This is a genomic window from Paenarthrobacter sp. NEAU-H11 (assembly GCF_050573415.1).
Taxonomy (GTDB): Bacteria; Actinomycetota; Actinomycetes; order Actinomycetales; family Micrococcaceae; genus Arthrobacter.
Genome location: NZ_JBNZGA010000011.1, coordinates 116193 through 141807, shown reverse-complemented (window position 1 = coordinate 141807; position 25615 = coordinate 116193). Strand labels below are relative to the sequence as shown.

The window sequence follows — 25615 nt, the reverse complement described above, 5'->3', positions numbered from 1 at the left end:
CTCCTATACCTGCGCGCCGAGGCGCAACTTCTTGCGTTCCTCTACGAGCGGGCGCAGGAACTCAATGCTTGACCGCGCGTCCTCATCCGGTTCAATTCCACGCTGGTGGAAGCCGGTTTCCATGGTCAGGTAGCCGTCGAAGTTGATGTCGAGCATTGCGTCCACCAGCGCCGGCCAGTCGCCGATGCCTTTACCAGGGGGCAGCCGGTCGTTGTCGGAGATGTGAATGTGCTTCAGGTTTTTCCCCATTTTGTAGACGTAGTCGGTGTTGACTTCGCGGCGGTACATGACGTGGAAGGTGTCGAACATCAGTTTCACGTTGTCCCGGTTGACGTCCTCCATCAGCTCGATTGCGTCGTCGGCGCTTTCACACAGGTTCGTGTCGTGCGAGGTGGGTTCGATCACCAGGGTGACGCCCGTGTGCGCGATCCGGTCCGCGATCTCCGTGAGGCATTCACGGGTCCATGCCCAGGCCTGCCTCCGGCTGGTGCCGAAGATCATCCAACCGGGCAGGTAGATCAAGGTCTTGCCGCCCCACTGGGCGGTGAGTTCGGCCAGCTCGACGTAGTGTTCGATGGTGGCGCGGCGTTCCTCGATGTAGGGCGAAGCCGGGTTGTTTCCCGGGCCGCCGGACGGAGCGGGCAACATGCTGGAAAGCGAGAGGCCGTGTTCGTCGAGGAGATCCTTGATCTCGGCCCGCCGTTCGGCTCCCAGGTAGGCCGGGTAGGCGTGCGGGGCTGCACCGCCGATTTCAATGCCGTCGTAACCCATTTTGGCGATCCGCTTGATGGTCTCCTCCAGCGTGTAGGAGGGGACCCAGACGAAGAAGCTGGAATAGGCCCAGGTGTTGTACGAAATTTTCATTACGGTTCCTTTTCTTGGCAGTCAGGGGTTTACTGGGGTGCCTTGCCCAGGTACTGGTCCACGTTGGTTTGGTCGATAAGGGTGGAGTCGAGCTTGATGCGCGGCTCGACGGGCTCCCCGGCGCAGAGCTTGGCGGCGGCAATGGTGGATTCCTTGACAACGAGCGGGTAGCCGACGGTGGCTGCGTAGCTTCCGTCCTTGACCAGATCGAGCGCTTCGGCCTCTCCGTCGATGCCGAACACCTTGATTTCGCCTTCGCGGCCGGCTTCCTTGATCGCTTGGATGGCGCCGAAGGCCATCTGGTCGTTGTGTGCGTAGACTGCCTGGATCTTGCCTGTTCCAAAGCGCTGCAGAAGGTCCTCCATGACCTTCAAACCTGTGGCGCGGTCGTAGTTTGCGGTCTGGGACGCGATGACCTCGACCTTTGATCCTTCAATACCCTTGCGGAAACCGGCCGACCGGGCGATTGTCGGGGAAGCGCCAAGGCTTCCGGAGAGTTCCACGACGCTGCCGGTTCCGCCAAGGGCCTCTGCCACGGCCTTGCCATCGACCACTCCGGCTTCCTCGTTGTCCGAGCCGATGTAAGTGGAGACTTCTGCGTTGACCTGGCGGTCGGCGGCGATGACTTTGATGCCGGCTGCCGTGGCCTGTTTCGCAACTCCTGCCAGCGCGTTCGCATCCTGGGGCGAAAGGATGAGCACCTTGATTCCCTGGGCGATCATTTCTGACACCTGGTTTGACTGGTTGGTCGCATCCCCGCGCCCGTCACTGACGGTGACGTTCATTTTCGGGAAGAAGGCCTTTGCGAATTCAGGAATTTGCTGCGTTGATTTCGCTCCGTAGGGGAAGGAGGCGCTGCTCCAGGAGACGCCGACTTTGCACTCAATGCCCGCCGGATCAGCCTTCAGCTCGAGCTGTCCTTGGCATGTGTCACCGCAGTAAATGCTCGGAGCAAGTTTGTCGCCGACGGCTTCGTTTGAAGATGTCGCGGTGGCTTGGCCGGTGCAGGCTGTAAGCAGAGTCGCTGCGACTCCTGCGGCGGCCATGGCGGCGAAAGACCGGGTGCGCTGTTTTGTGGCGTGCGTCATTGCATTTTTCACTTTCGTTGTTGTGGCGGTGGGACTGAGTTTGGACTGAGATGAAGTCAGCGGGGCGTCGTCTGTTCAGCGGGTGAGGATCCGTCCCGCTCGGGGGAGTCCGGACTTGCTGAAGACGTGGGGATGGCGGGTGGTTGGCTGGTGGCCGTCTTCGGTGAGTCAGTGCGCCGCTCTTTGAACCGCTTCACGGTTGCTTTGGCGGCGACCAGGACGGCTATTACGATGACCGCTCCCTTGACTACTTGCTGGTCGAACGGGGAGATCCCGAGGAGATTCATAACGTTGGACAAGATGGCCAGCAGGATGGCCCCGAACACGGTTCCAACAGCACCGCCGATGCCACCCATGAGGCTGGTTCCGCCGATGACGACGGCGGTGATCGCATCCAGGTTGGACAGGCTGCCGGCCGTCGGATCTCCGACGCCGAGGCGGGCCGCGGTCATGACTCCGGCCAGGCCCGCGCACAGCCCGCTGATTGAATAGGCCAGAATGATGGTGCGGGTGGTCCGGACCCCTGAAAGACGCGCGGCTTCTATGCTGCCGCCGATGGCGTAGATGTACCGTCCAAAGGCAAGGTAGCGCAGGACAAGGATTCCGGCGGCGGCGATCAACAGGAACACGATGAACGGCCCGGGCACGCCCAGGAAGCTGCCGCTTCCGATGAAGTTGAAGAATGGTTCACGGTTGGAGAACTGCCTGGGTCCTCCGTCCGTGAGGCGGAGCGAAAGCCCCTGGATGGCCACCATGGTTGCCAGGGTCATGATGAACGGCTGGACCTTTAGAACTGCAACGCCGATACCGTTGATGATGCCTGCAACCACCCCCACAAGCATGCCCGCAACAATGGCCAATGGAACGATCAGGCCGTTGTTAATCAGGATCGCGGTGGTAACGCCGGATAGGGCGAGGATGGAACCAACCGAAAGGTCGATTCCCCCAGTGAGGATGACGAACGTCATGCCGACCGCAATGATCCCCACGATTGCTGACTGGCGGCCGACATTGAGCAAGTTGCTGGGCTGGAAGAACGAGGGGACCAGTAGGGCCACGGCGGCGACCATAACCAGCAGGATGATGATCGGCAGCAGGTTACTGCGCAGTTTCAGGGACAGGCCTTTGGCCCAGGGCTCCGTTGGCGCTTGGGTTGTCACTACTATTTACCTCCGACGGCGTAAAACATGATTTGTTCTTCTGTGGCTGTGGCGCCTTCGAGTTCGGCCGCAACCTCGCCGTGGTACATGACCAGAATGCGATTGCTAAGGGCCAGGACCTCGGGCAGTTCCGAGGAGATGACTATGATGGCCAGGCCTTGACGGCACAGTTCGTGGATCAATTCGTAGATTTCCTGCTTGGCACCGATATCGATGCCGCGGGTGGGCTCATCAAGGATGAGGACGTCCACGCCGGCTTCCAGCCACTTCGCCAGTACAACCTTCTGCTGGTTTCCGCCCGAAAGCGTCGCCACGGGCGAGGACACGTCCGGGAGTTTAATCCGCAGTTTGTCGACGTAGCCCTTCGCCAGGCTCCGGTCCCGGCTGGGCGAGGCCGTGGCTGTGCGGTTCTTGAGCATGCTGACAAGGGGGATGTTCATGGCGGTGGACAAGGCGGTGAACAGTCCTTGGGTTTTCCGCTCTTCGGGCACGAGGCCGATCCCGGCGTCGATGGCCTGAAGTGGCTTTCCGGCTTTCAGTTTCCGGCCCTTAACGATGACTTCGCCGCTGGTATAGGGATCGGCGCCGTAGATCGCCCGTGCCAGTTCCGTGCGTCCTGCGCCTCTGAGGCCGGCCACCCCGACTACTTCTCCAGATCGAACATGGAAGGAAATGTCGTTTAGGACGCCTTCGCGGGTGAGGTTCTTGACCTCGAGAGCGGTCTCTCCCAGCGTTCCCGAGACTTCACGCTCCCCGCGAGTGAAGTTTCTTCCCACCATCTTCGAAACGAGGTCGTCGTGATCGGTCTCTGAAATCTTTCCGGCGCCGGTGAGCTTGCCGTCTTTCAGGACGATGTAGCGGTCGGCAAGGTCGAAGACTTCTTCCAGCCGGTGAGACACAAAGATGATGCTGACGCCGCGTTCCTTCAAACCGTGGACCAATTGCAGTAGATGATCCACATCGTCACCCCCAAGCACAGCGGTGGGTTCATCCAGAATGAGAACTTGGGCGTTACGGTGCAGCGACTTAGCGATCTCCAGCATCTGCTTCTCGGCAACGCTCAACTCACGCACCTTGCGGTTGACGTCGACGTTGAGTCCAAGGCTTCCCAGGAAGTCCCGGGCTTCGCGCTTGGTGGCCTTCCAGTCGATTACGCCTTTGCGAGGGTAGGCCCCGAACACAAGGTTTTCCGCGACCGTCAGGTCCGGGAAAAGATTCAGCTCCTGGTAGACAGTGGCAATGCCGTGGGCTTCAGAGTCCTTGGGCCCGTGGATCTGTACGGCCCTGCCGTTCATCATCACCTCACCTGCATCGGGTTGGTGAGCGCCAGAAAGGATGCGGATCAGGGTGGACTTACCGGCACCGTTCTCTCCAATGAGGGCCAGAACCTGCCCCGGATGAAGTTCAAAACTTACGTCTTGGAGGGCCTGTACGCCCAGAAAGTGCTTAGAAACGTTATTGACGGCTAATCGCGGGGCCATTTATGCCCCCGCAGGCCGCTGGATGCTGTAGACGTCTGCGTCTATCATCGAATAGGTCATGGGTTCACCCTAAAAGAGCTCGAGAACTGAAAAAAACTGCCTGAATTATTTTGTTTTCAACATAAATACAACGAAAAGTGGAGCGTGTCATGGGATCCTTGTGGACCGAAGTTGGCCTCCTGCATCAGGATCAGAACCTGGCGCCAGATGCTGTAGCCGCGCGAAGCGTCGTTGCCAGGTTGATAGCCGACGAGGATAAAGTGACGCGAGCAGACTTGGTTAAAGCCACTGGGCTGGCCCGCTCTACTATCGAGAACCACCTCAGTATGTTGCTGGAATCCGGGCTGATCGAAGACGCAGGACCCGGCCCACAGGGCAGCCGCGGCCGGCCCGCCCAGGCTTTTCGGGTCAGCCCTGGCAAGGGCGTCGTTCTGGTGGCCGACGTCTCCTCTCGCACGACCAGGTTGGCCGTCACAACTTTGGACAAACAAGTCGTTTCCCGTGGCGAAATCAAGATGGAAGTCACGGTCGGTCCTGACGAGCTGCTGGGCGAGATAGCCTCGGCTTTTGAGGCCATGCTCGCGGAAGGTGGTTTGGGCACGCGGGACGTTCTCGTTATTTCGGTCGGGCTGCCAGGACCCGTTGATGCCAAACTTGGGATGGCCGTTCGGCCCCCGTTGATGCCGGGCTGGGACGGATTTGGGGTCTGCGGTTACTTTGCTCGTCGTTTCCGATGCGACGTGATCGTCGACAACGATGTTCACTTGATGGCCCTGGGTGAGGCCCGCTCGTATAGGGGTGAGCACCTGCCCCTGCTGATGATCAGCATCGGCACGGGTGTGGGCGGAGGGTTTGTCAGCGAGAGCGGCCATCTTCTGCATGGAGCAGACGGAGCTGCTGCCGACATAGGCCACAGCAAAGTACCTGAGATGAAGGATATGCTTTGCCGCTGCGGCAGCCACGGCTGCTTGGAGGCGGTGGCTTCGATCAGTGCAATGGCCGCGCGTGTTTCCGCCATACGCCACGAAGACGTAGGCGAGGGGCAACTCTTCGAACTGCTCGTGCGGGGCGACCCCGCAACCGTAAGCGTTGTGCGGGACAGCGCGACCATCGTTGGGCAGGTCGTTGCCGACTTGGTGAACTTCTGTAATCCCGCCCGCATTGTCTTGGGAGGTGCCATCACACAATGCACCGAAGACATACTCGCTCAAGTCCGGAGCGTCGTATACCAACAGGCCCAACCTCTGGCGACACGCAATCTGTCTTTGGTACATAGCATCTTGGGTAACGAAGCAGGTCTGATTGGGGGAATGATCTCCGGAATCGAACAGGTGTTGTCCCCTCGAGGGATCGCGTACCACACCCGGCCGGCGGGCTCGACGATGCAGCCGCTTGGACTTTAGCCGGCGCTGGCTCAGGAAGTGCGGCCAATTGGGCAGCAATAACCGAGAGTGGAAGGACGGCCCGTTGGTCGGTGCGCAAGACATGAGGGGGCGGCATCGCGAAGTTCTATCAAGGTTGACCCCTTGGCTCTTGGATCCCGAAAAGCCGCGCCGTCGGCTGCTTCCTCCGTCCAGAGGGGGCAAAGTCATACTTGGGAATTTCGTTCGGCGAAGGTTTCGAGGGCTGAAACGGCAATCGAGCGGGCGGGCGTCCGCGACAATGCCAGGCATCTTTCGCTCCTTCATCGTTGAATTGGGCCACCCATAGGGGTGAACGAAAGCCGTAAACGTTTACGGCCGAGCGTAAACGTTTACGAAGACGGTGTCAAACCTCACATCAGCCGAGTGGAAATGCGCACGTGACACCGCTAGCGACGTGCGAGACCGACACAGAAGATTCCCAGGACGCCCAGCGCCGGAAGGTCACCTGGCCGAGTCCCGCCGCGTGTAAATGTTCACGCAGTGGCTTCGTAGACGGCCGCCTGAGAGTTCAATGTTCCAACGGTAGAGCCGGATCGCCTCATGCAGGGTGGGTGTCTTGCGGATGTACGGTGCCAGGCGCTCGGGCCTGATCCTGTGCTGAAGGACCAGTTCGGTTGGTGTTTGGTGCGCTGCGGCTATAGGACTCAGCTACAGAGCTGCGCTTCCTTGGTTATTTCCTTTTCACCTCGAGACTTTCCTGCTCAGACATTCTCCGTCCTTGGCTAAAAGTACTCCTCCGCCTCCCTCGGAGTTTGCGTTAGTCCTTGGCTCTGGCTCAGCGAAGGCCTGGAACGACGTCCCCGGCTGCCCGATGACTCCAGCTATATGAGGGGACGTGCGGAACAGAGGGAATTGAAAATATTGGGCGAACGGGACGGACATGCCGCACGGGCCGAACCGGTGTGATCGAAGGGAACGGCAACACTGGGCCCGAATGGGCTCCTCTGACAAAAGCAAATGGGGCGCCTTCGAACCGCAGGAATCCATTGGTGAACTTTCCCAATTCGGATCCGCTCAGGTCGAACAGCGTCCCGTTCTTTGTCCAAGCGACGACCGCGCCATCCAAGCCGCGGATCGCATCGTCATCCAACCAGCCGATTACTGCCCCATGGGCGTTGTAGATAGGTTCCATGCCATGGACCATAGTAGTCAGCACGGACAATTTGAGTGCACGCGCAAACCTCGACCAGGCCCTGGCCCGCCCGGCGGACCCGGCGTTGTTACTGGGATATGAGCCTGAGGCCACACGGCGCAAATCCCTTACAGGTTGGGCGGTGTTGACACTGTCAACACTTTTGGTTTCAGACCGGGCAGCACTTGGGTCGGATCGGGCCGGATTCCGCATGTTTCCGCGGCTTCCCAATGTTTACGCGGACTGGAATGTAGTTCGAGTCCCACCTCGGGCACGGTGTTTCCGCAGGTCAGTGGCTTTTTAGCTTTTGAGTGTTGACAAACCTTGACGTGACTCTGCATGAGTCGTATAAGCGGGTGTCCAACCGGTCGCGTTTTTGCATGACAGTTCTGCCGTGCCGTCCTCGCCCCAAGGCAAAGTGCCAACACCATTCGGCAGTTATGGTTTTGGTTTAGGCTTCGTTTTCCTGGCAGTCTCATAGTCCTCGGTAAGTGTCGAGGGGATATTGGCCTCGTCTGCAATACGTTGAACCTCGAAGAGACGGTTAGGTTCCTCTCGGAGGCTTTCAATGATCCAGCAGGCCATGGCTGTCGCCATGCCAAGGTCCAGCAGGTTCACCACTGGAAAGCGGTCGACGGCCTGTTGAAGAAGCGAGGTTTCCCCTGTCAATTCATCGACGGCGAGGTAGCCCGTAATCGTGCTACTGGTGACGTGGGTAGCTTGACAGAGTCGAACGAATTCAAAGCGCAGCAGCCCACTTTTCGGTTCCCGGGTGTTAGCGGCCAATGCCGAATTCCAGGCACAGCTCACGTTCCGGCGGCAGCAGGAACTAAGGCATGAGTTCACCGGAATTGATGTAGATTCGCCAGCACCCAAGACCGCCCGGCTTCGGTGTTGAGTCCGGTTTTGCTCCGGTCCACGAGACCGCTTTGGATGCGTCGTATCAGAAGGGGACCTGACCGAGGAACAGCGCTTTTGACAACGAGCGTTCGGCGCCAGGCCGCCTGGATACATGTCGGGGAAGCTGTGATCGATTCCCCGATCGTCCGCGATCTGGTGCGGTGTAGCTGGCGGGATGTACCGCATCAATGCCAGCGGCGACTTCCCAGGACGGTCACCGCGGCGGTGATGGCGATGCCGAGGCCGATCGGGACGCTGAAATGTGTCTGGAGCAGGATCGCTCCGATGGCGGCCCCGGCGAACATAGCGAGGACAGCGCCCAGCCGTCGGTTGAGTAACCGGGGCCGTTGCTTGCCCACAAGTGACTCCCCGGCGAGGGAAGTCATGGTGGAAGTAATGACCACTGTGGTCATGTCTCGTACGCCCAAATGCCGCGCAATCAGGGCCTGGGAGCCCATGTGCATGGCGATAACGGCGGCAACAATGACACCAATGGACTGCCGGCCGACGTCTTCCACGATGAGAGAGATGGCGGCGGTTCCCGTCAACGCGATACAACCCGCTGTGAGGAGGAGCGTGACCCGGCGGTTCCAGCCTTTCGGGCTTGACTGGAGCGTAGATCCGGCAACTGCCGCGCCAAGGAGAAAGGCGCCAAGTGCTACCAGTGGGCCCAAAGTTGGCAGGTTCGGCGCCCCGGCCAACGCCATCGCAAGAATCACCACGTTGCCGGTCATGTTTCCGGTGAAGACGCGGTCAAGGGCAAGGTAGCCGACCGCGTCAACGACACCTGTAACGAGCGTGAGGGCCATCATGAGCATCAGTCGGAACTTTTCCGGAGACGACGCATTTTCTTGTGGGGTAGAGGCGGTTTTGGTACCTGGGCTGGCTACGGCTGATGTCATGGTTTACGGGATCTTTCATCGTGAGGGATGGTCTCTATGACCCCCCGACATGCTTATGGGTGGTTTTAGGCGGACCGGCTGGCAACTACGGCGATGCCGTCGCTCCGGGGATCTGCGCCGGCGGCTAGGGCGCTCAGCCTTCAAGCTTGGAATGCTCGCCCAGACGGTGCCATGAACGGTTGTGGTAGACCAGTGCGTCGCCGGGTTCGCCCGCCTGGACGTCACGCATCACGCGGGACTCCAAGGCGTGAACGGCGATGATTGTGGAGGTCCCCACCTCCATGCGATTGATGACGGCGCAGCGCACCCAGGCGCGGACGTCGTCATACACTGCTTCGCCGGTTGCAAGGGGCGACCAGCGGTGCGTCTGGTCAAACCGGTCGGCTCCAGGGGTCGCTCCAAACTTCGCCAGGTCGACGTCGTGTGCGTCCAGCAGGTGCACGACGACGGTATCGGCGCGCGAAAGCACTTCGGACGCAGAGGACAGTGCCGAGACCGAGAAAATCAGCAATGGAGGTTCCGCACTCACTGACACGACCGACGATACCGTCAGGGCCACCGGTCCTTCGCCGGCATCGGCCGTGACGACGGCGACACCTCCCGGGTGCCCACGGAACAGTGCCTTGAATTCGTCAGCCGAGAGGGAGGACGGGAAGCTTTGCTTGGGAGCGTCGAGCCAAGTCTCTGCGGGGTAGGCGTGAAACATCGCTAGGACACGCTGGGGGCGGAGCGGGCCAGTTCCTCGCGAATGATGTTCGTCCCTGCGCTGAGAGCACTCAGCTTGGCCAGTGCGACGTCCCGGGGGAACGGTGCCATGCCGCAGTTCGAGCTGGGGAGGAGCTTGTCCGCATCGACGAACTGCAGGGCCGCACGGAGGGTGTTGGCGACCTCCTCCGGGGTCTCGATGGTCTCACTTGCGACGTCGATTGCCCCGAGCATGACTTTCTTGCCGCGGAGGAGCTCGATGAGGTCCATGGGCACTTGGGAGTTCTGGGATTCCAGCGAGATGATGTCGATGCTGGAGCTTTGCAGCAGCGGGAACGTTTCCTCGTACTGCCGCCACTGTGAGCCGAGCGTCGCCTTCCAGTCAGTATTCGCCTTGATCCCATAGCCGTAGCAGATATGCACGGCGGTCTCAGCGCGCAGTCCTTCTGCCGCTCTCTCAAGCGCAGCCACTCCCCAATCCTTGACCTCATCGAGGAAGACATTGAACGCGGGCTCGTCGAACTGGATGATGTCAACGCCGGCCGCCTCGAGTTCTTTCGCCTCCTGGTTCAGGATCGTGGCGAACTCCCAGGCCAGCTTCTCGCGGCTCTTGTAGTGGTCATCATAGAGCGTGTCCACCATCGTCATCGGACCGGGAAGAGTCCATTTGATCGGCCGGTCAGTGGTTGCGCGAAGGAATTTTGCGTCTTCGACGAATACCGGCCGCTCACGGCTCACTGGTCCGACAACGGTCGGTACGCTCGCGTCGTAGCGGTCGCGGATGCGCACGGTCTTGCGTTGTTCAAAGTCGACCCCACTGAGATTCTCGATGAAGGTCGTGACGAAGTGCTGGCGGGTTTGCTCGCCGTCGCTGACGATGTCGATGCCGCGCAGGCTCTGCTCGTGGATGGCGATGCGCAGCGCATCCTGTTTGCCCTCGAGCAGCGCATCTCCCTCCAACTTCCACGGGGACCAAAGAGTCTCCGGCTGTGCGAGCCACGATGGTTTCGGCAGGCTACCGACAACGGTGGTGGGCAAAAGTGTGTTCATGATTGACGATTCTCCGTGGGTCAGTTGACGAGGGCAGGGTAGTTGGCCGTCCACTGGTCCAACAGATCCTTGTGGGGCGTGATGAAGTGCTTCTCCGTGTACTTCGCCTGCGTAACCGCGAGCTGACCGCGCTCGACGCGGTCGTAAGCGATCTGGGTCCGCGAGTAATCCTGCTCGCCCAGGCTCGGCTGGTAGACGGCGGCGGCGGCGGAGTTCGCATTGTAGACCTCCGGGCGGTAGATCTTCTGGAACGTCTCCATAGTGCTGATCGTGCCGATGAGCTGCAGGTTGGAGTAGTCGTTGAGCAGGTCGCCCCGGAAATAGAAGGCGAGCGGCGCAACGCTGCCGCGTGGCATGAAGTAGCGGACCTGCAGCCCCATTTTTCCGAAGTAAGCGTCCGTCAGGGAGTAATCGTCCTGCTGGTACTCGACGCCCAGGACCGGGTGGCGGTTCCCGGTTTGCCGGTATGTCTTGCTCGTGGAGACGCTGATGCAGACCACTGGCGGTTGCGGAAAGCGTTCCTGGCCTACCGGGGAATCGAGGAAGTGCTGGAACAGCTTGCCGTGAAGATCGCCGAAGTCTTCGGGAACGGTGGGCTTGCTTGAGTCCCCTGCTGCCGCAGGCAGTACGACGCTGAAGTCGAAGTCACGGACGTAGGAGGAGAAGTTGTTCCCGACGATTCCTTGGTGGCGCATCCCGTTCAGCAGGTCGACGATCTGGATATCGAGAACCTCGAACAGGGGGAACTGCTGATCCGTACCATTCGCAGTGAACTGAATCTGCACGGAAACGATCTCAAACTCGAGCGTGTAGCGGTCCCGGTCGGGGTTGTCCCAGTGTGCGAGATCGTTAAAGCGGCGCCGCATCATGGTAAAGGCGTTGCGGAGGTTCTCCTGGCGGTGCTCGCCCCGTGCCAGGTTGGCGAAATTCGTGGTGATCCGGGAGTCTTCCGACGGGGAGTAGTCCTCGTCGAAGCGGGTGGTGGTGATGCTGAAGGTGAAGTCGTCTGCCATGGGCTGCCAATCCGTTGATGATGGCCGGAGACGGCCTTTCAGAAGGGGTTGTATCCATGGTGCTAATTTAAGGCAGGTATCGGGTAACTAGGCGTTGCTATGCATTCATATAGTATTTTCCTATGCCTCAGATTTCGAGCGGATTGACCCTGCAGCAGCTGCGCTATTTCATAGAAGTTGCAGCTGAGGGGTCGATCTCCGCGGCTGCCGACCTTCTTTATGTAGCGCAGCCCACAATGTCCGCAGCGATGAAGGACCTGGAGTCACGGGTGGGCCGTGCGCTCCTGGTTCGCTCCGCCCGCGGGGTCACTCTCACCGCCGACGGGGTAGAGTTCCTCGGCTATGCGAGGCAGGTCGTCGAGCAGTTCGCTCTCCTCGAGCAGCGTTACCTTGGTAGGCCACCGATGAGACGTCTGCTTGGGGTGTCAACGCAGCACTACTCGTTCGCGGTGGACGCCTTCGTCCGGATGGTCAAGGCCACTGAGGTGGCCGAATACGAGTTCTCGCTTCGTGAAACCCGCACCTGGGACATCATCGAGGATGTCCGGACGCTCCGCAGCGAGATAGGTATCCTCTACCGGAACGATTTCAACCGGAAGATCATCGACAAGCTGCTCCGGGAATCCGGGCTCGCGTTCACTCCGCTTTGCCTCGCCGATCCGCACATTTTCATTTCCCGGAACAATCCGCTCGCCTCAAAAGAGCGTGCGACTCTAGAAGATCTTGCCGGCTTGCCGCGGCTGACCTTCGATCAAGGTGCGAACAACTCTTTTTACTTCGCCGAGGAGATTCTCTCCACCTTGTCCAGTAAGCAGGAGATCCGGGTCTCTGACCGTGCGACGATCTTCAACCTCATGATCGGGCTCCACGGCTACACGATTTCGACGGGCATCATCAGTGGGCAGCTCGACCCGGAGATCGTCGCCATCCCGCTCGACGTTGACGAACGCATCGAGATCGGCTGGATCGGCCACGCCGCGATTCCGCTCACCGACCAAGCGCAGCGCTACCTCAGTGAATTGCGGGCCGTCGTCGCTGAATTCGGCGTAGCGCTACTCGGCTGACTGCAGTTGAGCGGGCGGTCTACCCCTTCGGTGATTGGACGTGTTTGTTGCAGCCGGGCGGGTTGCTGGTATCGCACATGCCCGTCGCCGTCGCCGTCGCCGTCGCCGTCGTTGGCATGGCCGGGGCGGACGTCAGCTAGGAAACCGGCCTGTTCCAGGTGGTGACGATCCAGCCCGGGGACATCACGCAGGGCTTGTAAGGCCGCGGTGCCGTACTGGCCGCCACCTGTGGAGGCGGTTGAGCCGCAAACTGATGTTGGCGCGATTCTCTGGTCACCAAAGTTGATCAGTTTGCGGCTTCGCTGAACCTTCCCCCGCAGGCCTCACAAAACTACGGTGGCAGTTATCACGCTCTGATGAGATGTATCGGCCGAGTTATGACTGCGTTTGTTCAACTGCGCAAACACTAAAAGACTGACTGGGACGTACCAAACACATCCGCTACGACAATCTCACCAGCGCGGTCACCGCCGTGGTGTTCGGGCAGGGCCGGCAGGGCTGGGAGAACGACCGGTGGGTGTTGTTCCGTTCGTTCTATGGCTTCGATCCCATGCGAGCACTCTGAGCACTCCGACACCGGTGAGCCCGCAGCCTCTGCCGAGTCAGCCGTCCAGCACGCGAGAGCCGGGTACCACGATCACCACAGCCACGAGCGATTTCGGCCACACGTTCTTCGATGCCAGAAAGCAGGCCATCTATATCTGGGAGAGTGAGGAGAGCATCAGGCCGGAGTGTTACGACGACTGCGCTGAAGCGTGGCCACCAGCGCGCATGTGATTTCGATGTTCGCCTTTGACTGAGGCTGACGTATGTTCCAGTCCCGCTGTATAAGCCATCTCGCCTACGACGTCGTAGGCGAGGAGTTCGAATTTGCAGTCGGAAAACTGATTGGCAAGGGCGGTGAACAAGTTGTCCAGCTCCTGCTGTCCGGAAGCACTGCGCCAAGCACCCATGACACTCACGGGTTCGTTGCGGGACCAGAGTGCCCTGCGCGGGGCGGCATCACCGTTGTGGATGGCCAGTTCAGCCTCTGACAGCTCGGTTCTTACCTATGCCAGGAAATCGCTGCGATCGCTCATGCCATCAGCATGATTCGCTTACAGCGGCTACTGCCGGCCGTTCCAGGTCACTCCATCCGGCATGGAATTGTGCTGGTCCTCCGGTGTGTGTTCGGCGGAGCTGCGGAATTGGTTTGGCGGGGTACGGGACCCAGGCGCCCGCGAATCCTGTGATCCGGAGGGGTCCTGTTGGGGCCGGTGTTTGTGCGCCGGTCAAGGACCTCGTTTCGGTGCATAGCACTCTCGGACTTGGCCGGGGTCATTTCCGTCGCGATAGGTTCCATGGTTCCGTTCAGGCTCAGTCCTTCCCGCCAGTAGCACCCGGCGTGTCAGACTAACCACGGATCCACTGATATTCAGAAGGTCCTCGGCGGGACGGGTTAGGGTGCCGGTTTTACGGTGAGGGTGCCTTTCATGTTGCCGTGGAAGATGCAGTGGTAGGTGTAGGTTCCGGGCTCGGTTGGTGCGGTGAAGGTGCCGGTTCCGACCTGGATGTTGGCATCAAAGGCGTTGATGGTGTCGGCTGTGATGGTGTGGGCTTCAACGTCTTCGTTGATGACGGTGATTTGCGCTCCGGGGCTAACCGTCTCCGCGCCTTGGTATTTGAAGCCCTTGATCAAGATTTCCGCCGCGGCCTCAGCGGGTGAGGCCCCGGTAGGGGAAACGGGGGGAGCGGGCTCTGTGGTGGCGGCAGGCGTTGGGGGGAATTGTTCCGTCAGCGTCGGTGCTGCCGTGGTGCCGGTTCCGGACATGCCCCCGCAGCCTGACAGAACCAGGATTGTTGCTGCCGCGAGTACGAGTGAGCTGCCGGTTCTGGTACTTGCCTTCATTGGTGGACCTTTCGGTGGGAGTCCGCCAGTGCGGATCCCTGGTTGTGCACGGACTGATTCTTAGGGGTGTTCGATCCAGCAGGCGAGGATGGTGGTGGAGAGTTGGTAGGCCAGGGCGTTGCGGGTGATGTTCTCCGGTCCAAGGGTGGCGGGCAGGTCGGCGGCGTCCGGGACTGCCCCGGGTTTCGTTGACTCTCGGGGTTGATAGTTTTCAGGCGGCTTGAAGGCCGGTTTCGATTGTCTCAAACTCTATCGGCGTGAGACGACCGAGGCTGCGTTGGCGGCGCCGGCGGTGGTAGGTTTTCTCGATCCAGGTCACGATGGCCAGGCGCAGTTCCTGTCGTGAGGTCCACCGTTGCCGGTCCAGCACGTTCTTTTGCAGCAGGGCAAAGAATGATTCCATGGCGGCGTTGTCGCCGCACGCACCGACGCGGCCCATGGACCCCGTCAATCCGTGGCTTTTGAGCGTCCTAACGAACGCAGTGGAGCGGAACTGGGCGTATTCAACCGGTCGAAGCAACAGTTGCTATTGGGACTGAGCTTAGCTGGTCCGCGAAGGCTTCCGCTGGAGTGCGCCATCCTAAGACGCCGCGCGGCCGGTTGTTGATGATGTCGGCGACAGCTTGGATCTCTGGAGTGCTCCAGCGAGAGATGTCGGTGCCTTTCGGGAAGTACTGCCGAAGTAGCCCGTTGAGATGTTCATTGCTCCCGCGCTGCCACGGGCTCTTCGCATCGGCAAAATAGACCGGCAACCCGATTTCCTGCGTCAGAAGGGCGTGCGCGGACATCTCCTTCCCACGGTCCCACGTCAGGGAGCGGCGCAGATCCGCCGGCAGCACCTCGAAGGTCCGGACGAGTGCGTTCTTCATCGTGACCGCCCCGTAGCCAGCCAATGCAGGCCCATTCTTTGTCGGCTTGACCAGGCCGTAACCCTTCTGCCGAGGCAGATGAACGAGCATGGCGAAACGCGTCGTGCGGTCGATCAGAGTCGCGATCGCTGACCGGTTGAGACCGATGATGAGATCTCCTTCCCAGTGGCCTGCGACTTTCCGCTCGTCGGCTTCGGCGGGTCTCTTCTTCAAGGTTGTGGCGTCGGTGACATGCGCCCAGGCTTGCTGACGTGTTCGCGCTCTTGGTGTGCGTTTCGTGCGCCCCCGGCGCAGGTGCCACGCCTGCTGCCTGGTCAGTCCGCCCCGGCCCGGAACGTAAAGGGCTTGGTAGATCGCTTCGTGCGAGATCCGCATCGTTGGATCATCCGGGAACTCGACCGGCAGACGTTTCGCGATCTGCCGAGGGCTCCACCCCCTCACCCATTCGCGGTCCTCCCTATGCGGTTTGTTCTTCCCGTCCCAGACCGGGCCGACCGGCCCCAAACGTTCTCCTCCGCCGGCTCTGACGTGTCCGCTGAGCTTGTCGTTGACGTAATCGCGGAGGCCCTCGTTCGTGATCAGCTTCGCGGTCTTTGGACGGCGGGCTCGTCGTTCGGCATGCCACTGCGCCGTCGAGGCCTTGTAGTCCAAGCGGTACGTTCTCGTCGACGCGTTCCGACGCAGCTCCCGCGAGATCGTAGAGGGGCTTCGCCCCAGCCGGCGAGCGATCTCCCGCACCCCGCAGTCTTGCGCACGCCACAGTGCGATGTCCTCACGGTCGTTCGAGGACAGATACCGCCCGGACAGTGTCGGGGCCAGCTGAGGATTCACACCGCCAGCGTGCAGGAACCAGCGATGCGCCACCGGTTCTGACACGCCTGCCGCAACGCCGGCGTCCCGGGTCTTCGCACCAGAGGCGATCGCGACCCAGAACCGCACCCTGTCCTCGCGCCAAGCCACCGACGGCCGACCCGGCGAAGGGATCTGCCCCCTATACGCCCGTACCTGCTTCTGACGATTGCGAACCGACATCCAACACCTCCGTGACCAGGTGTTGCTTCGACCGGTTGAATACGCCCTGGGATCCGCGGTCCGAGTGCACCACAGTCCCTTCCGGTGACCTCAGGGCCGCCGCGTTACGCAGCGCAGAGACCGCCAAAGACGCCTTCATTCGGGAATCAATGGAATAGCCAACGATCCTGTTCGAATAGACGTCCTTGATCGCGCACAGGTACAGCTTGCCCTCGACGGTGCGGTGCTCGGTAATGTCTGTGAGCCAGAGCCGGTTCGGCGCGGCGGCGGTGAAGTCCCGGCCGACGAGGTCGTCGTGGACTGGTGGGCCTGCTTTACGGTTCAAGCCCCGCTTCTTGGCGAAAACGGACCAGATCCGCTGGCTGCTGCACAGCCGCTGCACCCGGTTCTCCCCGGCCCTGATGCCCTGGGCCGGCAGTTCATCGGCGATGAACCGGTACCCGAAGGCCGGGTCGTCGCGGTGGATGTCCAGGGCTGCGTTGATCAGGTGCGCATCAGCTCTGTCCCGGTCGGAGACAGGGCTGGCCTTCCATTTGTAGAACGCCTGCTTGGAGAAGCCAAGCACCCGGCAGGTCACCGCCACGGGGATTCCGTCGGCGGCAAGGTCAAGGACCAGCGGGAAGCTCATTTTGGGGGCAGCTCCCTGGCGAAGAACGCCGCGGCCCGGCGCAGGATCTCGTTCTCCTGCTCAAGCAGACGGATCCGCTTCTTTGCCTCCCGCAACTCTGCGGTTTCCTTCTCGGTGACGCCGGGACTGACGCCGTCCTCGATGTCGGCTTTCTTCAGCCAGTTATGCAAAGTGGCTTCAGAGATGCCGAAGTCTTTGGCGATTTGCGCCAGCGGGGCTTCATGCTTCCGAGCGACCGCAACGACATCGCGGCGGAACTCCGCGGGATAGGGCTTGGGCACAGGAACATCCTTCCTGCAAGGACAGAATCCTCACAAGTCAGGAGTCAACCAAACCCGGGGCAGTCCCGAGTTCCTTCGCTGTAGGGTGCGGTCGAGGGTTTGATAGTTCTGAAGGGCCGAAATTGGGGTGTGGACATTGTCCACACTTTAGGGCTCGGATCGGCTGGAACTGGGCCGGATTGCTCCGGAGTCCGCATGTTTTCGCGGCTTCCCGGTGTTTGCAAGGGCTGGAATGTAGTTCGAGTCCCACCTCGGGCACAGTGTTTCCGCAGGTCAGAGGCTATTTACCCTATTGAGCGTGTAGAAAACTTGCCATATTGGCAGTTTCAGGCGTATACGCAGCCCGACTCTATGTGATGGCAACGTGGCTATGGCCCTATTCAGGTCCGCCTCATAGCCCTGCAGGAACAATCTTATTTCCAGGTCCGTAAGATGCGTACGCTAGGTGAAAGGACGTCCTGGCGATTTAGTCACCTCCAGCTACACGGTCGGCAACGCAGGGTCGTCGCACGAACTCACGCCGCCTTTGGGGACAGCGAACAGCGTTCCGCCTGGAAGGCCGATAATGAAGATTCCATCAAGTTATGGCGACGTGGAGATATGGCATGATGTCGGCGCAAGCAGGGGAGTGGCTCAGGCGATGACCTTGTGACAGCCCTGCGTTCACTCATTGAAAGCTCCATGGCTTACAGGGCCGAAGCGGAAGACACCACCCAAGCGGACATGCCGCCACGCGGGCATTCTCAAATGATTCTTCGATACCCTCTACGCGGGCGTCTTTCATGAGTCAACGCAGACTCTTGATTCCCCCGACACAAGGGATCATAGTGCTGACTACGGGGTCCGACTGAACTCGTCCACAGTAAATGTTTGGGCGCTTTCGATGGATGTTCTAGGAGGCGCATGATGTCGGGTTGGAACGCCGACAACGGTGCAGGTCCGGCAGGCGCCGGAGCTGTAACAGTCCTTGATGGCTCCTCGTTTTGTTTGACGTCGTCCAATGGTGACATGCACCCGGGCAGTCCCCACGGCGCGTTTTTCCACGATACCCGGTACATAGCTGAATGGAACGTCAGCGTTGATGACGCTCCGGTCGAAGCTCTCGCGGCGACCGCATTGGAACCCTTTCGGGCCCTGTTCATCGGCAGGGTAGGCGGCCACGCCGGCAGCGCTGACGTGCCGTCGCTGATTGAACGGGAAAGGATTATTGGGGCCGGCCTGACCGAAACCATCACCATTGAGAATCATCTGGCCGTGCCGAACACGTTCAAGCTTGCCCTGACCGTTAGAGCGGACTTCGCCGATCTCTTCGAGGTCAAGGATGGGACGCCAGCCAGTCCGGGGAAGCAGCAGGTTCTCATTGAGGGCGATAGCCTCATTCTCGAGTGTGTCGGGGCCGGTCGGCGGTATGGGCTGGTCGTCCGTGCACCAGGGGCGGCCGTCGAGGCGCATCGGCTTGTCTTCACTCCAACAATTCCTGCACACGGAAAATGGACTCAAAGGTTTACAGCCACGCCCTATCTTGACGGGCAGGAAGTGATTTCGACTGCCTCATACGGCACGACTGAGGTTTCCGCCATGGCCCGGAAACGCCTCTCCTCCTGGCGGATGTCAATGCCCATACCCAATCTCGGCGACGCGTCCGTCCAAACTACAATCCTTCGAAGCCAGGAAGATCTCGGTTCACTCCGGATCTTTGACCCAAACCATCCCGACCGCATCGTGGCCGCGGCCGGAGCCCCGTGGTTCATGGCGCTGTTCGGACGGGACAGCCTGCTCTCATCCCTCATGTCCCTCCTACTTGACCCCTCCCTGGCACTTGGCACCCTCCAGACACTGGCCGACCACCAAGGCAAGGAAGTGAACCCCGCCACGGAAGAGGAGCCCGGCCGAATACTCCACGAGGTGCGTCTGGGTAACACCACGGAGTCCGTCCTCGGTGGCAGCAGTATCTACTATGGAACCGCTGATGCAACCCCGCTGTTCGTAGGGATCCTCAGCGAACTGGGACGGTGGGGTCTGGAACCGGAAGCTGTTCACGCGTTGCTCCCGGCCGCGGACCGTGCTCTGGCCTGGATTGAGAATTACGGAGACCGTGACGGAGACGGCTTTGTCGAATACCAGCGTCAGACTGAACACGGGCTGATAAACCAGGGCTGGAAGGATTCGTGGGACGGCATCAATTTCGCTGATGGTTCCCTCGCCCGAGGGCCCATTGCGCTGTGCGAGGTACAGGCCTACACCTATGGCGCCTATGTGGGGCGCGCCCTCATGGCACTCGACGAAGGCGACACCGAAACCGCTGATCTCTGCAGCGCCAAGGCCGTCCGCCTGAAGGAGGCGTTCAATGAGCGGTTCTGGCTGCCGGACCGGGGATACTTTGCCATCGCCTTGGACGGTGACAAGGAACCTGTAGATGCACTTGCCTCCAACATGGGTCATTGCCTGTGGATGGGAATCGTTGACACAGACAAGGCAAAACAGGTAGCCGAACGGCTGATGTCCCCGGAAATGTTTTCCGGCTGGGGCATCCGCACTCTGGCAAGTAACATGGGCGCCTACAATCCGCTGAGTTATCACAACGGCTCTGTCTGGCCGCATGACAGCACTCTCGCAGCGCATGGGCTGATGCGATACGGCTTTATCGAAGAGGCCCAGCGAATCGCCTACGGACTCTTCGAAGCAGCCGAACACTTTGGCGGCAGGCTTCCGGAACTGTTCTGCGGACTGGACAGGACGCGATTCCCAAGCCCGGTACCGTATCCCGCAGCCTGTTCACCCCAGGCGTGGGCCGCGGCGGCACCGATCCACCTGATCCGTATGCTGATGCGGTTCGACCCGGTCCTTCCCTGGCATGAGCTGTGGCTGGCACCGGAACTGCCACAGGGCTTTGGCCAGTTCAGGGTTGATAACGTGCCGCTGGCAGGCCACAGGCTGGCCATTGATATCACCCAGGACACCATCAGGGTCGATGGCCTTCCGGACTCCATAAAACTGCGGCTCGAAGCCCGGCCTGCTCTTCGCGAAATCCTGAACCTGACCCGGATGAAGTGACTGCACATTAGCAATTAGCGCCGCTGCCTGGCCTGGGAAGGATACCTGCGAGGACCGGGGCCTCCGTCGGATGATTCAGTTGCAACATACGCGGACGATGCGGAGGGCTACGTCCGGAGCGTTTCTGAAATGAGGGGAACATACAACCGGAACAAGGCACAGCTACCACCGTGCTGAGCTGTTCTGATCCCCGGAGTTTGCGGCAAGGCGACCGGTGCTGGCGGGGAGCAGTTCTGTTTTGGCCGCCCCTGGTTCTCTGAAGCCACTGCGGCTGCTTTCCACCAGCCCTGCTGGACTCGTATTCTCAACGGGTGCTCGCTCGACACGTGCCCAAGCCATGCATTGCCAAGTTTCACTGATGTCACTGCTCCGAAGGAACGAGCAGGACGGTGTAGAGTCCCAGTCCGGCAAGGACGACGACGCTGGCCGCGACGGCGGCGGCTGAAACCAGATCGGGAGTAATGGCTTCCTGGTTGATGCCGCTGATTGCGCGATGGAAGCGTCGCTTGCGGGAGCTGTGGATGGCGAGTGCTGTGATGAGTGTTGCCGCGACAAGGGTGCCGGCAAACCAGCCGTGGTGCGGCATCCAGCGAAGGAACACGGCGGCCGCAACCACCATGGACAGGGTGGTGCGCCCCCATGCCAGGTCCGTGCGTTCCGGCTGCAGCCCTGGGTCACCATGGGTTGGTGTTTGACGCATCGAGGTCACGGGTCAGAAGGGGCGCGCGAGGACGAAGACCATCATCGTCGCGGCGACGAGGGCACCGCCGATCGCCAGGATCGGGGCGGTCCAGGGCAGCGGGAGCGGCTCCTGTCGGCGCATGGAGCGTTCAACGTTGAGCCAGCGGAAGAACGACCCGCCGCCAATCAGGAGTGCGAGCACGAGGAGTAAAACGGCGACCGATTGACGCAGTCCGTCGTTGAAAAGGTCGGCCGTGAAGGCTTCGATAGCTACACCTCCGGCAAGCAATGCCAACGACGTTCGGATCCAGGCCAGAAACGTGCGTTCATTTGCGAGCGTGAACCTGGGGTCAGGTTCGGTGCCGCCGCGCAGGACTCGTTCCGAGAAGCCGGATCGTCCGCCGCCGGCCTTTAGGTCCTCCATGATTGTCCTTCCGGGTCCATCGTGTGTTATTCAGTTGGGCGTTGATGCGGAGGCCTCAGTGCCGGTGACCGGTTCATGTTTCCGAGGCGTGCGGTCACCGCCCGGTCTCCAAATCCCTGCCGGCGACAGGGAGGGCAGGTAAGCGGGAGAGGGGCTGTTGGTCTCTCTTCCGCTTACCTGCCCTCGGACTTATGCCCGGGTGCCCGCTTCCAAGGAGCCAGGCTCCGCGCCGACGGGGGTGGCGGAACCAGTGGGCAGTGAAGCGGCCGCGGGGACGGCAGTTGTATCAAGGCCGAGCCGGCGGCGGTCGCGCTGTTGGTTGACGAAGATTAGGGCAAGGACGCCGAATGTCAGCAAGAGGCCGCCAGCCAGGGCGAAAGCTGCACGGTAGCCTTCAGCGGGGGTGACCGCGCCGCCGATCAGAAAACCCGACACTGCCGGTGCGAACACACCGCCGGTGGTGAGGACTGCATTGGCGATTGAAAGGTTGGCGCCGCGCTGGCCGATGGTGGTTAGCTCTGCGACCACGAGGTAGGTGATGGCGAAGAGTGCCGGGGCGGTGCCGAAGCCGAAGACCATGAGGACGATGGACAGCACGGGGGAGGCGGTCATGGTGGCTGCGACCAGGCAGGCTCCGGCGAAGGTTCCGGCGCCGCCGAGTACCCAGCCGCGTGCCTTCCTGGTCGGGATTCCCTTCAGGTGCAGGCGCTGGGTCAGCGCGCTCAACCCTACTGTGGCAATGGTTCCCCAGGCCGCGGGGAAGGCGATCATGGCGCCGGACTGCTGTCCGCTGAAGCCCAGGACATTCTGGAAGTAGGCCGGTCCCCAGGACATGGCCAGGGTAAACGTCCAGTAGCCAAAGAACGAGGCAAGGACCGCGAAGATCCAGCTGGGGGAAAGAATGGTGCGCCAGTACCGGACCTTGGCCTCTGCCACGACAGGAGCTTCCTTCGGAGCGATACCGTCGATCTCCTGCTCGGCCTTCCGGCTGGTGTACGGGCCTTCCTTGCCGACAATGACCCAAAAAACAGACCAGATCAGCCCTACGATTGCCAGTACCGCGAACGCGGTCTGCCAGCCGAATTGCCCGATGACCCAGGCCAGGACGGGGGCGAATGCCACAATGCCCAAGGTCACGCCGGATGATGCCAGGGCCGCCGGGGTGGCACCCTTCTTCTCGGGGAACCACTTGTAGATGCCATGCATCAGAACCGGTGCGAGCGGGCCCTCGCCGGCTCCAAGCAGCAGGCGACTTGCCCAGAGCGCGGGCAGCGACGCGAACAGAAGGATGGGGACCTGTGCCACAGACCACAGCAGGCACAGGACCAGCAGGATCCACTTGCTGGAGACCCTGTTGGCGATGGGAGCCGCCACGAGCTGGGCCACGCCGAAGGTCAGGAACATGGCGCTGCCCACCAGGCCGAACTGTTCGGGCGTGATGCCCAGCTCTTTCATCAGCGGCACGGCGGCAATGCCGAGCACCGCCTTGTCAGCCCAGCTGAGCATCATGAGGAAGAGGAGGCTGAAGGTCATGAACCAGCCGTAGCGGTTGCGCTTGGCCCGGGACCAGGTGCGGGGATCGCGCGACGTTGCGGAGCCCGGCGTTATGGTGTGGGGAGTTTCAGACACGGTATGCCCAATCGTTGAAGGGGAGATCTTGCCGTTGGAGCGGCATTTCCTTGACTCTAAGCTTGTGTGATCCGCCTTACAGTTCAGCTTTCCGTTGGGTGGAAAGCGGCTTTCCGGAACGCCGCGCGACTCCGTGAATGTTGGCATCACCTTTTCCCATGAACGCCAACAAGGCCATTCCCGCAGTGCTCAGAGCGCAGGTCAGCCACCACGTGGTGCCCCAGCCGCCGGTGCTGGTGGCGAGCAGAGCAAACAGCATGGGGCCCAAGAAGTTTCCCACGTTGAAAATCTGCTGCGTCAGGCCTAGTACGGCGGTGACAGAACCGTCTGCGGGGGCAATGCGGACAGAGTACCTGGTCACCGCGGCAGGAATGAGGCCGCCGACGGCGGAGAACACAGCGATGAACGCGAACTGGAAAAGGACGCCATTTCCGACGGTCTCCCAGCCCACGGCGAACGTCGCAACGGACGCTGCAGACATAGCCAGGAAGGTCCAGAACATGATTGTCCGCTCGGAGAGGCCGCGCTGGATTAGAGGTCCTGCGCTGAGTGCGCCGACCGCGTTGACCCCGCCCACAATAGCGCTGAGGATGCCAGGCAACGGGCCTTCCAATCCGGCTGACCGGTAAATTGACGGCAGGAAACCGAGCACAGCAATCCACTGCGCGGTATAGCAGGCGAATACCACCCCAGTGATCCATGGTTGGCGAGTGACCACTGTTCGCCCCACCTTGCGGAGCGCGGACTGCAGTCCGGGGACGGCAGGGGGCATATCCCTTGGTACCCGGCGCAGCAGCAGAGGCACCGGCAAAAGCGTGAGGACGGCCATTACCAGCCACCACTCGCGCCAGCCCGCGGCCTGCAGGAAGAGGGCCCCAGCGGACAGGCCTATCAGCGTTGCCACACCTTGAAATGCGCCCCAGCTTGCCAGCGCAACGTTCAACTGCTTGGGCGGAGTCACCTTGCGGATAAGTGCAGGGGCGACGACGACGGCCAGCAGGAATCCCACGCCTTCCACGGTCCGCGATGCCATCAACAGCTCGGTGGTGGGGGCAAGCGCTCCGAGCACAGAGGCGACACTGAGCAGGGCCAACCCGGTAAGCAGAAGCCTGCGCAGTCCTACCAGTTCACCACAAACGGCCGTTGCCAGCCCTCCGACGACGCTGGCAAGCTGGATGATGCCAAGCAGCAGGCCGGCCTGGATCAGCGTTGTACCTAGATCGGCTTGGATGCCGACCAAGGCGGCAGGGAGCTTCCAGATATGCATGGCAGCAGCGATGCCCGCCGCGAGGACGGCAAGCCAGGCGCTGCCCGCCGTCGTCCTTTTGTTATCTGGTGTCATTGCGGGCGGCGGCAGTCTCAAGAGTTGTCCTTGCGGCAGGTGACAGGGCGGGAGTCCTTGTTCGCCCTCCTCAGGCCGGCGCCAGCACCGGGGTGCCGATGGGAAATCGCTGGCCGCTGACGGCGACGTCCACGGGGCCGTCAAATGCTGAGGCGGCGCGGCTGCGCCACCATTGCGGCTCCGCGCGGCCCGCCAGGTGGGACAGGACAAGGCGGCCCACCCCTGCGGCGGACGCTATCCGGCCTGCCCCTTCCGGCGGGGTGTGTGCGATCTGCTGGTGGTTGAGGAATTCCGGCGAAAAGCCTTTGTCCGCATAGAAGCCAAGATTTACCGCTTCATGCACCAGGACGTCCGCGTCCTTGGCGAGCACCACCATGGCCTCGCATTCTGCTGTGTCGCCGGAGAACACCACGGAGCCGGCGTCGGTTTCGAAGCGGAAGGCCAGCGCAGGTCGCACGGGAGGGTGCTCCACCAGGATGCCGGTGACTTTGACCCTGTCATCCTCGTAGACGTCAAAGGGGCGGTCCGCTTCAGGTGACCTGTGCGCGGGGGTGGCCAGATCCACGGTGCGCACCAGAGACGTCAGGTCCGGGCGGGCCTCGTCGTGGACCCGGATGTCGATGTCATAGGAGAAGGCCTTCAAAGAGTGGGACACCAGCTCACCCGTCCCGGAAAGCCCTGCACCGCCGGTGCGGGTGGCATCCTTGCCCGGACCCACAATGGAGACGGGTCCGGTGAAGCCCTCCACCGGATTGCCCCAGTTCCACAGCAGAAAACCGGGCAGTTCCACCACATGGTCGGAGTGCAGGTGGGTGACAAAACCTGCCACGAAATCCTTGCCCCGGAGTCCCGCCTCGTGGGCTGCGCGGGAGCAGCCCAGACCGAAGTCCACCATGTAGAAGGCATCGCCCACTACCAGTGCGCTGGAGATACCGTTTTCCGGCCCGCGGATGGCCGGTCCGGCGGCGGTGCCAAGAGTGATCAGTTCGACGCTCACGGGAAGT

21 protein-coding genes and 2 pseudogenes are annotated in these 25615 nt (G+C 61.2%); 4 read left to right on the top strand and 19 right to left on the bottom strand.

The genetic code is table 11. The annotated features are described in order from the left end of the window. Nucleotides 1-3: 3 nt before the first annotated feature. From ACQ3DC_RS14920 to ACQ3DC_RS14905, 4 genes are read right to left on the bottom strand one after another with little or no spacing between them, the layout of a single operon-like run. On the bottom strand, nucleotides 4-864 hold the full coding sequence (locus ACQ3DC_RS14920; protein WP_159824383.1) for a sugar phosphate isomerase/epimerase family protein: 861 nt from the start codon (nucleotides 862-864) through the stop codon (nucleotides 4-6). A 29-nt stretch (nucleotides 865-893) separates the two neighbouring features. Continuing rightward, nucleotides 894-1952 (bottom strand): substrate-binding domain-containing protein, encoded by a 1059-nt coding sequence (locus tag ACQ3DC_RS14915; RefSeq protein ID WP_430752602.1) that lies wholly within the window; start codon nucleotides 1950-1952, stop codon nucleotides 894-896. Between the two features lie 56 nt (nucleotides 1953-2008). After that, nucleotides 2009-3112 carry an ABC transporter permease gene (locus ACQ3DC_RS14910; RefSeq protein WP_430752601.1) on the bottom strand — a complete coding sequence of 368 codons (1104 nt, stop codon included), beginning with the start codon at nucleotides 3110-3112 and terminating at the stop codon, nucleotides 2009-2011. 2 nt (nucleotides 3113-3114) lie between these two features. Next, nucleotides 3115-4593, bottom strand: coding sequence for a sugar ABC transporter ATP-binding protein (locus tag ACQ3DC_RS14905; protein WP_430752600.1), 1479 nt, complete (start codon nucleotides 4591-4593; stop codon nucleotides 3115-3117). Nucleotides 4594-4742: 149 nt separating this feature from the next. Here ACQ3DC_RS14905 and ACQ3DC_RS14900 point away from each other — a divergent pair, with 149 nt between their 5' ends. After that, the gene (locus ACQ3DC_RS14900) at nucleotides 4743-5996 is read left to right on the top strand and encodes an ROK family protein (protein ID WP_430752599.1); all 1254 of its coding nucleotides are present in this window, start codon (nucleotides 4743-4745) and stop codon (nucleotides 5994-5996) included. 796 nt (nucleotides 5997-6792) lie between these two features. Here ACQ3DC_RS14900 and ACQ3DC_RS14895 read toward each other — a convergent pair. The 6 genes from ACQ3DC_RS14895 to ACQ3DC_RS14870 form a co-directional block, all read right to left on the bottom strand. Beyond that, entirely contained in the window at nucleotides 6793-7149 is a 357-nt protein-coding gene (locus ACQ3DC_RS14895; protein ID WP_430752598.1) for a 4-fold beta flower protein, read from the bottom strand. 438 nt (nucleotides 7150-7587) lie between these two features. Further along, nucleotides 7588-7935, bottom strand: coding sequence for a hypothetical protein (locus tag ACQ3DC_RS14890; protein ID WP_430752597.1), 348 nt, complete (start codon nucleotides 7933-7935; stop codon nucleotides 7588-7590). 299 nt (nucleotides 7936-8234) lie between these two features. Next, the gene (locus ACQ3DC_RS14885) at nucleotides 8235-8861 is read right to left on the bottom strand and encodes a YoaK family protein (protein WP_430752596.1); all 627 of its coding nucleotides are present in this window, start codon (nucleotides 8859-8861) and stop codon (nucleotides 8235-8237) included. Between the two features lie 223 nt (nucleotides 8862-9084). Further along, nucleotides 9085-9657, bottom strand: a complete 573-nt coding sequence (locus ACQ3DC_RS14880; RefSeq protein ID WP_430752595.1) for a flavin reductase family protein — start codon at nucleotides 9655-9657, stop codon at nucleotides 9085-9087. Nucleotides 9658-9659: 2 nt separating this feature from the next. Then, nucleotides 9660-10706 carry a methionine synthase gene (locus tag ACQ3DC_RS14875; RefSeq protein ID WP_430752594.1) on the bottom strand — a complete coding sequence of 349 codons (1047 nt, stop codon included), beginning with the start codon at nucleotides 10704-10706 and terminating at the stop codon, nucleotides 9660-9662. Between the two features lie 20 nt (nucleotides 10707-10726). Beyond that, complete coding sequence (locus ACQ3DC_RS14870; protein WP_430752593.1) at nucleotides 10727-11719, bottom strand: DUF1852 domain-containing protein; 993 nt, start codon at nucleotides 11717-11719, stop codon at nucleotides 10727-10729. Between the two features lie 122 nt (nucleotides 11720-11841). On the opposite strand from ACQ3DC_RS14870, the gene ACQ3DC_RS14865 reads away from it, so the two are divergent. Next, nucleotides 11842-12783 (top strand): LysR family transcriptional regulator, encoded by a 942-nt coding sequence (locus ACQ3DC_RS14865; protein ID WP_430752592.1) that lies wholly within the window; start codon nucleotides 11842-11844, stop codon nucleotides 12781-12783. Between the two features lie 809 nt (nucleotides 12784-13592). Further along, complete coding sequence (locus ACQ3DC_RS14860; protein WP_354147583.1) at nucleotides 13593-13817, top strand: hypothetical protein; 225 nt, start codon at nucleotides 13593-13595, stop codon at nucleotides 13815-13817. 404 nt (nucleotides 13818-14221) lie between these two features. Here the strand turns inward: ACQ3DC_RS14860 and ACQ3DC_RS14855 are convergent, their stop codons facing one another. From ACQ3DC_RS14855 to ACQ3DC_RS14840, 4 genes and pseudogenes are all read right to left on the bottom strand, one after another. Next, nucleotides 14222-14671 (bottom strand): cupredoxin domain-containing protein, encoded by a 450-nt coding sequence (locus ACQ3DC_RS14855; protein WP_354147584.1) that lies wholly within the window; start codon nucleotides 14669-14671, stop codon nucleotides 14222-14224. Between the two features lie 211 nt (nucleotides 14672-14882). After that, nucleotides 14883-15170 (bottom strand): annotated as a pseudogene (locus tag ACQ3DC_RS14850) (integrase core domain-containing protein); the annotation flags it as partial. A gap of 4 nt (nucleotides 15171-15174) precedes the next feature. Then, the gene (locus ACQ3DC_RS14845) at nucleotides 15175-16572 is read right to left on the bottom strand and encodes an IS30 family transposase (protein ID WP_430752591.1); all 1398 of its coding nucleotides are present in this window, start codon (nucleotides 16570-16572) and stop codon (nucleotides 15175-15177) included. Between the two features lie 46 nt (nucleotides 16573-16618). Continuing rightward, nucleotides 16619-17481 (bottom strand): annotated as a pseudogene (locus ACQ3DC_RS14840) (IS3 family transposase); the annotation flags it as partial. Nucleotides 17482-18351: 870 nt separating this feature from the next. Between ACQ3DC_RS14840 and ACQ3DC_RS14835 the strand changes: the two are divergent. Beyond that, complete coding sequence (locus ACQ3DC_RS14835; protein WP_430752590.1) at nucleotides 18352-20535, top strand: amylo-alpha-1,6-glucosidase; 2184 nt, start codon at nucleotides 18352-18354, stop codon at nucleotides 20533-20535. 361 nt (nucleotides 20536-20896) lie between these two features. Here the strand turns inward: ACQ3DC_RS14835 and ACQ3DC_RS14830 are convergent, their stop codons facing one another. The 5 genes from ACQ3DC_RS14830 to ACQ3DC_RS14810 all read right to left on the bottom strand — a co-directional run bounded on the left by ACQ3DC_RS14830 (nucleotide 20897) and on the right by ACQ3DC_RS14810 (nucleotide 25608). Continuing rightward, nucleotides 20897-21235 carry a DUF202 domain-containing protein gene (locus ACQ3DC_RS14830; protein ID WP_321215997.1) on the bottom strand — a complete coding sequence of 113 codons (339 nt, stop codon included), beginning with the start codon at nucleotides 21233-21235 and terminating at the stop codon, nucleotides 20897-20899. 12 nt (nucleotides 21236-21247) lie between these two features. After that, nucleotides 21248-21640, bottom strand: a complete 393-nt coding sequence (locus ACQ3DC_RS14825) for a YidH family protein (protein WP_430752589.1) — start codon at nucleotides 21638-21640, stop codon at nucleotides 21248-21250. A 189-nt stretch (nucleotides 21641-21829) separates the two neighbouring features. Then, on the bottom strand, nucleotides 21830-23269 hold the full coding sequence (locus ACQ3DC_RS14820; RefSeq protein ID WP_430752588.1) for an MFS transporter: 1440 nt from the start codon (nucleotides 23267-23269) through the stop codon (nucleotides 21830-21832). A 76-nt stretch (nucleotides 23270-23345) separates the two neighbouring features. Continuing rightward, nucleotides 23346-24611: a CynX/NimT family MFS transporter gene (locus ACQ3DC_RS14815; protein ID WP_430752587.1), complete on the bottom strand. Its 1266-nt coding sequence runs from the start codon at nucleotides 24609-24611 to the stop codon at nucleotides 23346-23348. A gap of 70 nt (nucleotides 24612-24681) precedes the next feature. Further along, nucleotides 24682-25608: an MBL fold metallo-hydrolase gene (locus tag ACQ3DC_RS14810; RefSeq protein WP_323057335.1), complete on the bottom strand. Its 927-nt coding sequence runs from the start codon at nucleotides 25606-25608 to the stop codon at nucleotides 24682-24684. Between the last annotated feature and the right edge of the window lie 7 nt (nucleotides 25609-25615).

What these genes read in the sequence shown, in the direction of transcription:
- ACQ3DC_RS14875 (WP_430752594.1), bottom strand. Translation starts at nt 10,706, where the DNA reads ATGAACACACTTTTGCCCACCACCGTTGTCGGTAGCCTGCCGAAACCA.
- ACQ3DC_RS14865 (WP_430752592.1), top strand. Translation starts at nt 11,842, where the DNA reads ATGCCTCAGATTTCGAGCGGATTGACCCTGCAGCAGCTGCGCTATTTC.
- ACQ3DC_RS14915 (WP_430752602.1), bottom strand. Translation starts at nt 1,952, where the DNA reads ATGACGCACGCCACAAAACAGCGCACCCGGTCTTTCGCCGCCATGGCC.
- ACQ3DC_RS14855 (WP_354147584.1), bottom strand. Translation starts at nt 14,671, where the DNA reads ATGAAGGCAAGTACCAGAACCGGCAGCTCACTCGTACTCGCGGCAGCA.
- ACQ3DC_RS14830 (WP_321215997.1), bottom strand. Translation starts at nt 21,235, where the DNA reads ATGCGTCAAACACCAACCCATGGTGACCCAGGGCTGCAGCCGGAACGC.
- ACQ3DC_RS14825 (WP_430752589.1), bottom strand. Translation starts at nt 21,640, where the DNA reads ATGGAGGACCTAAAGGCCGGCGGCGGACGATCCGGCTTCTCGGAACGA.
- ACQ3DC_RS14860 (WP_354147583.1), top strand. Translation starts at nt 13,593, where the DNA reads ATGTTCCAGTCCCGCTGTATAAGCCATCTCGCCTACGACGTCGTAGGC.
- ACQ3DC_RS14815 (WP_430752587.1), bottom strand. Translation starts at nt 24,611, where the DNA reads ATGACACCAGATAACAAAAGGACGACGGCGGGCAGCGCCTGGCTTGCC.
- ACQ3DC_RS14845 (WP_430752591.1), bottom strand. Translation starts at nt 16,572, where the DNA reads ATGTCGGTTCGCAATCGTCAGAAGCAGGTACGGGCGTATAGGGGGCAG.
- ACQ3DC_RS14920 (WP_159824383.1), bottom strand. Translation starts at nt 864, where the DNA reads ATGAAAATTTCGTACAACACCTGGGCCTATTCCAGCTTCTTCGTCTGG.
- ACQ3DC_RS14905 (WP_430752600.1), bottom strand. Translation starts at nt 4,593, where the DNA reads ATGGCCCCGCGATTAGCCGTCAATAACGTTTCTAAGCACTTTCTGGGC.
- ACQ3DC_RS14900 (WP_430752599.1), top strand. Translation starts at nt 4,743, where the DNA reads ATGGGATCCTTGTGGACCGAAGTTGGCCTCCTGCATCAGGATCAGAAC.
- ACQ3DC_RS14895 (WP_430752598.1), bottom strand. Translation starts at nt 7,149, where the DNA reads ATGGAACCTATCTACAACGCCCATGGGGCAGTAATCGGCTGGTTGGAT.
- ACQ3DC_RS14880 (WP_430752595.1), bottom strand. Translation starts at nt 9,657, where the DNA reads ATGTTTCACGCCTACCCCGCAGAGACTTGGCTCGACGCTCCCAAGCAA.
- ACQ3DC_RS14885 (WP_430752596.1), bottom strand. Translation starts at nt 8,861, where the DNA reads ATGATGGCCCTCACGCTCGTTACAGGTGTCGTTGACGCGGTCGGCTAC.
- ACQ3DC_RS14870 (WP_430752593.1), bottom strand. Translation starts at nt 11,719, where the DNA reads ATGGCAGACGACTTCACCTTCAGCATCACCACCACCCGCTTCGACGAG.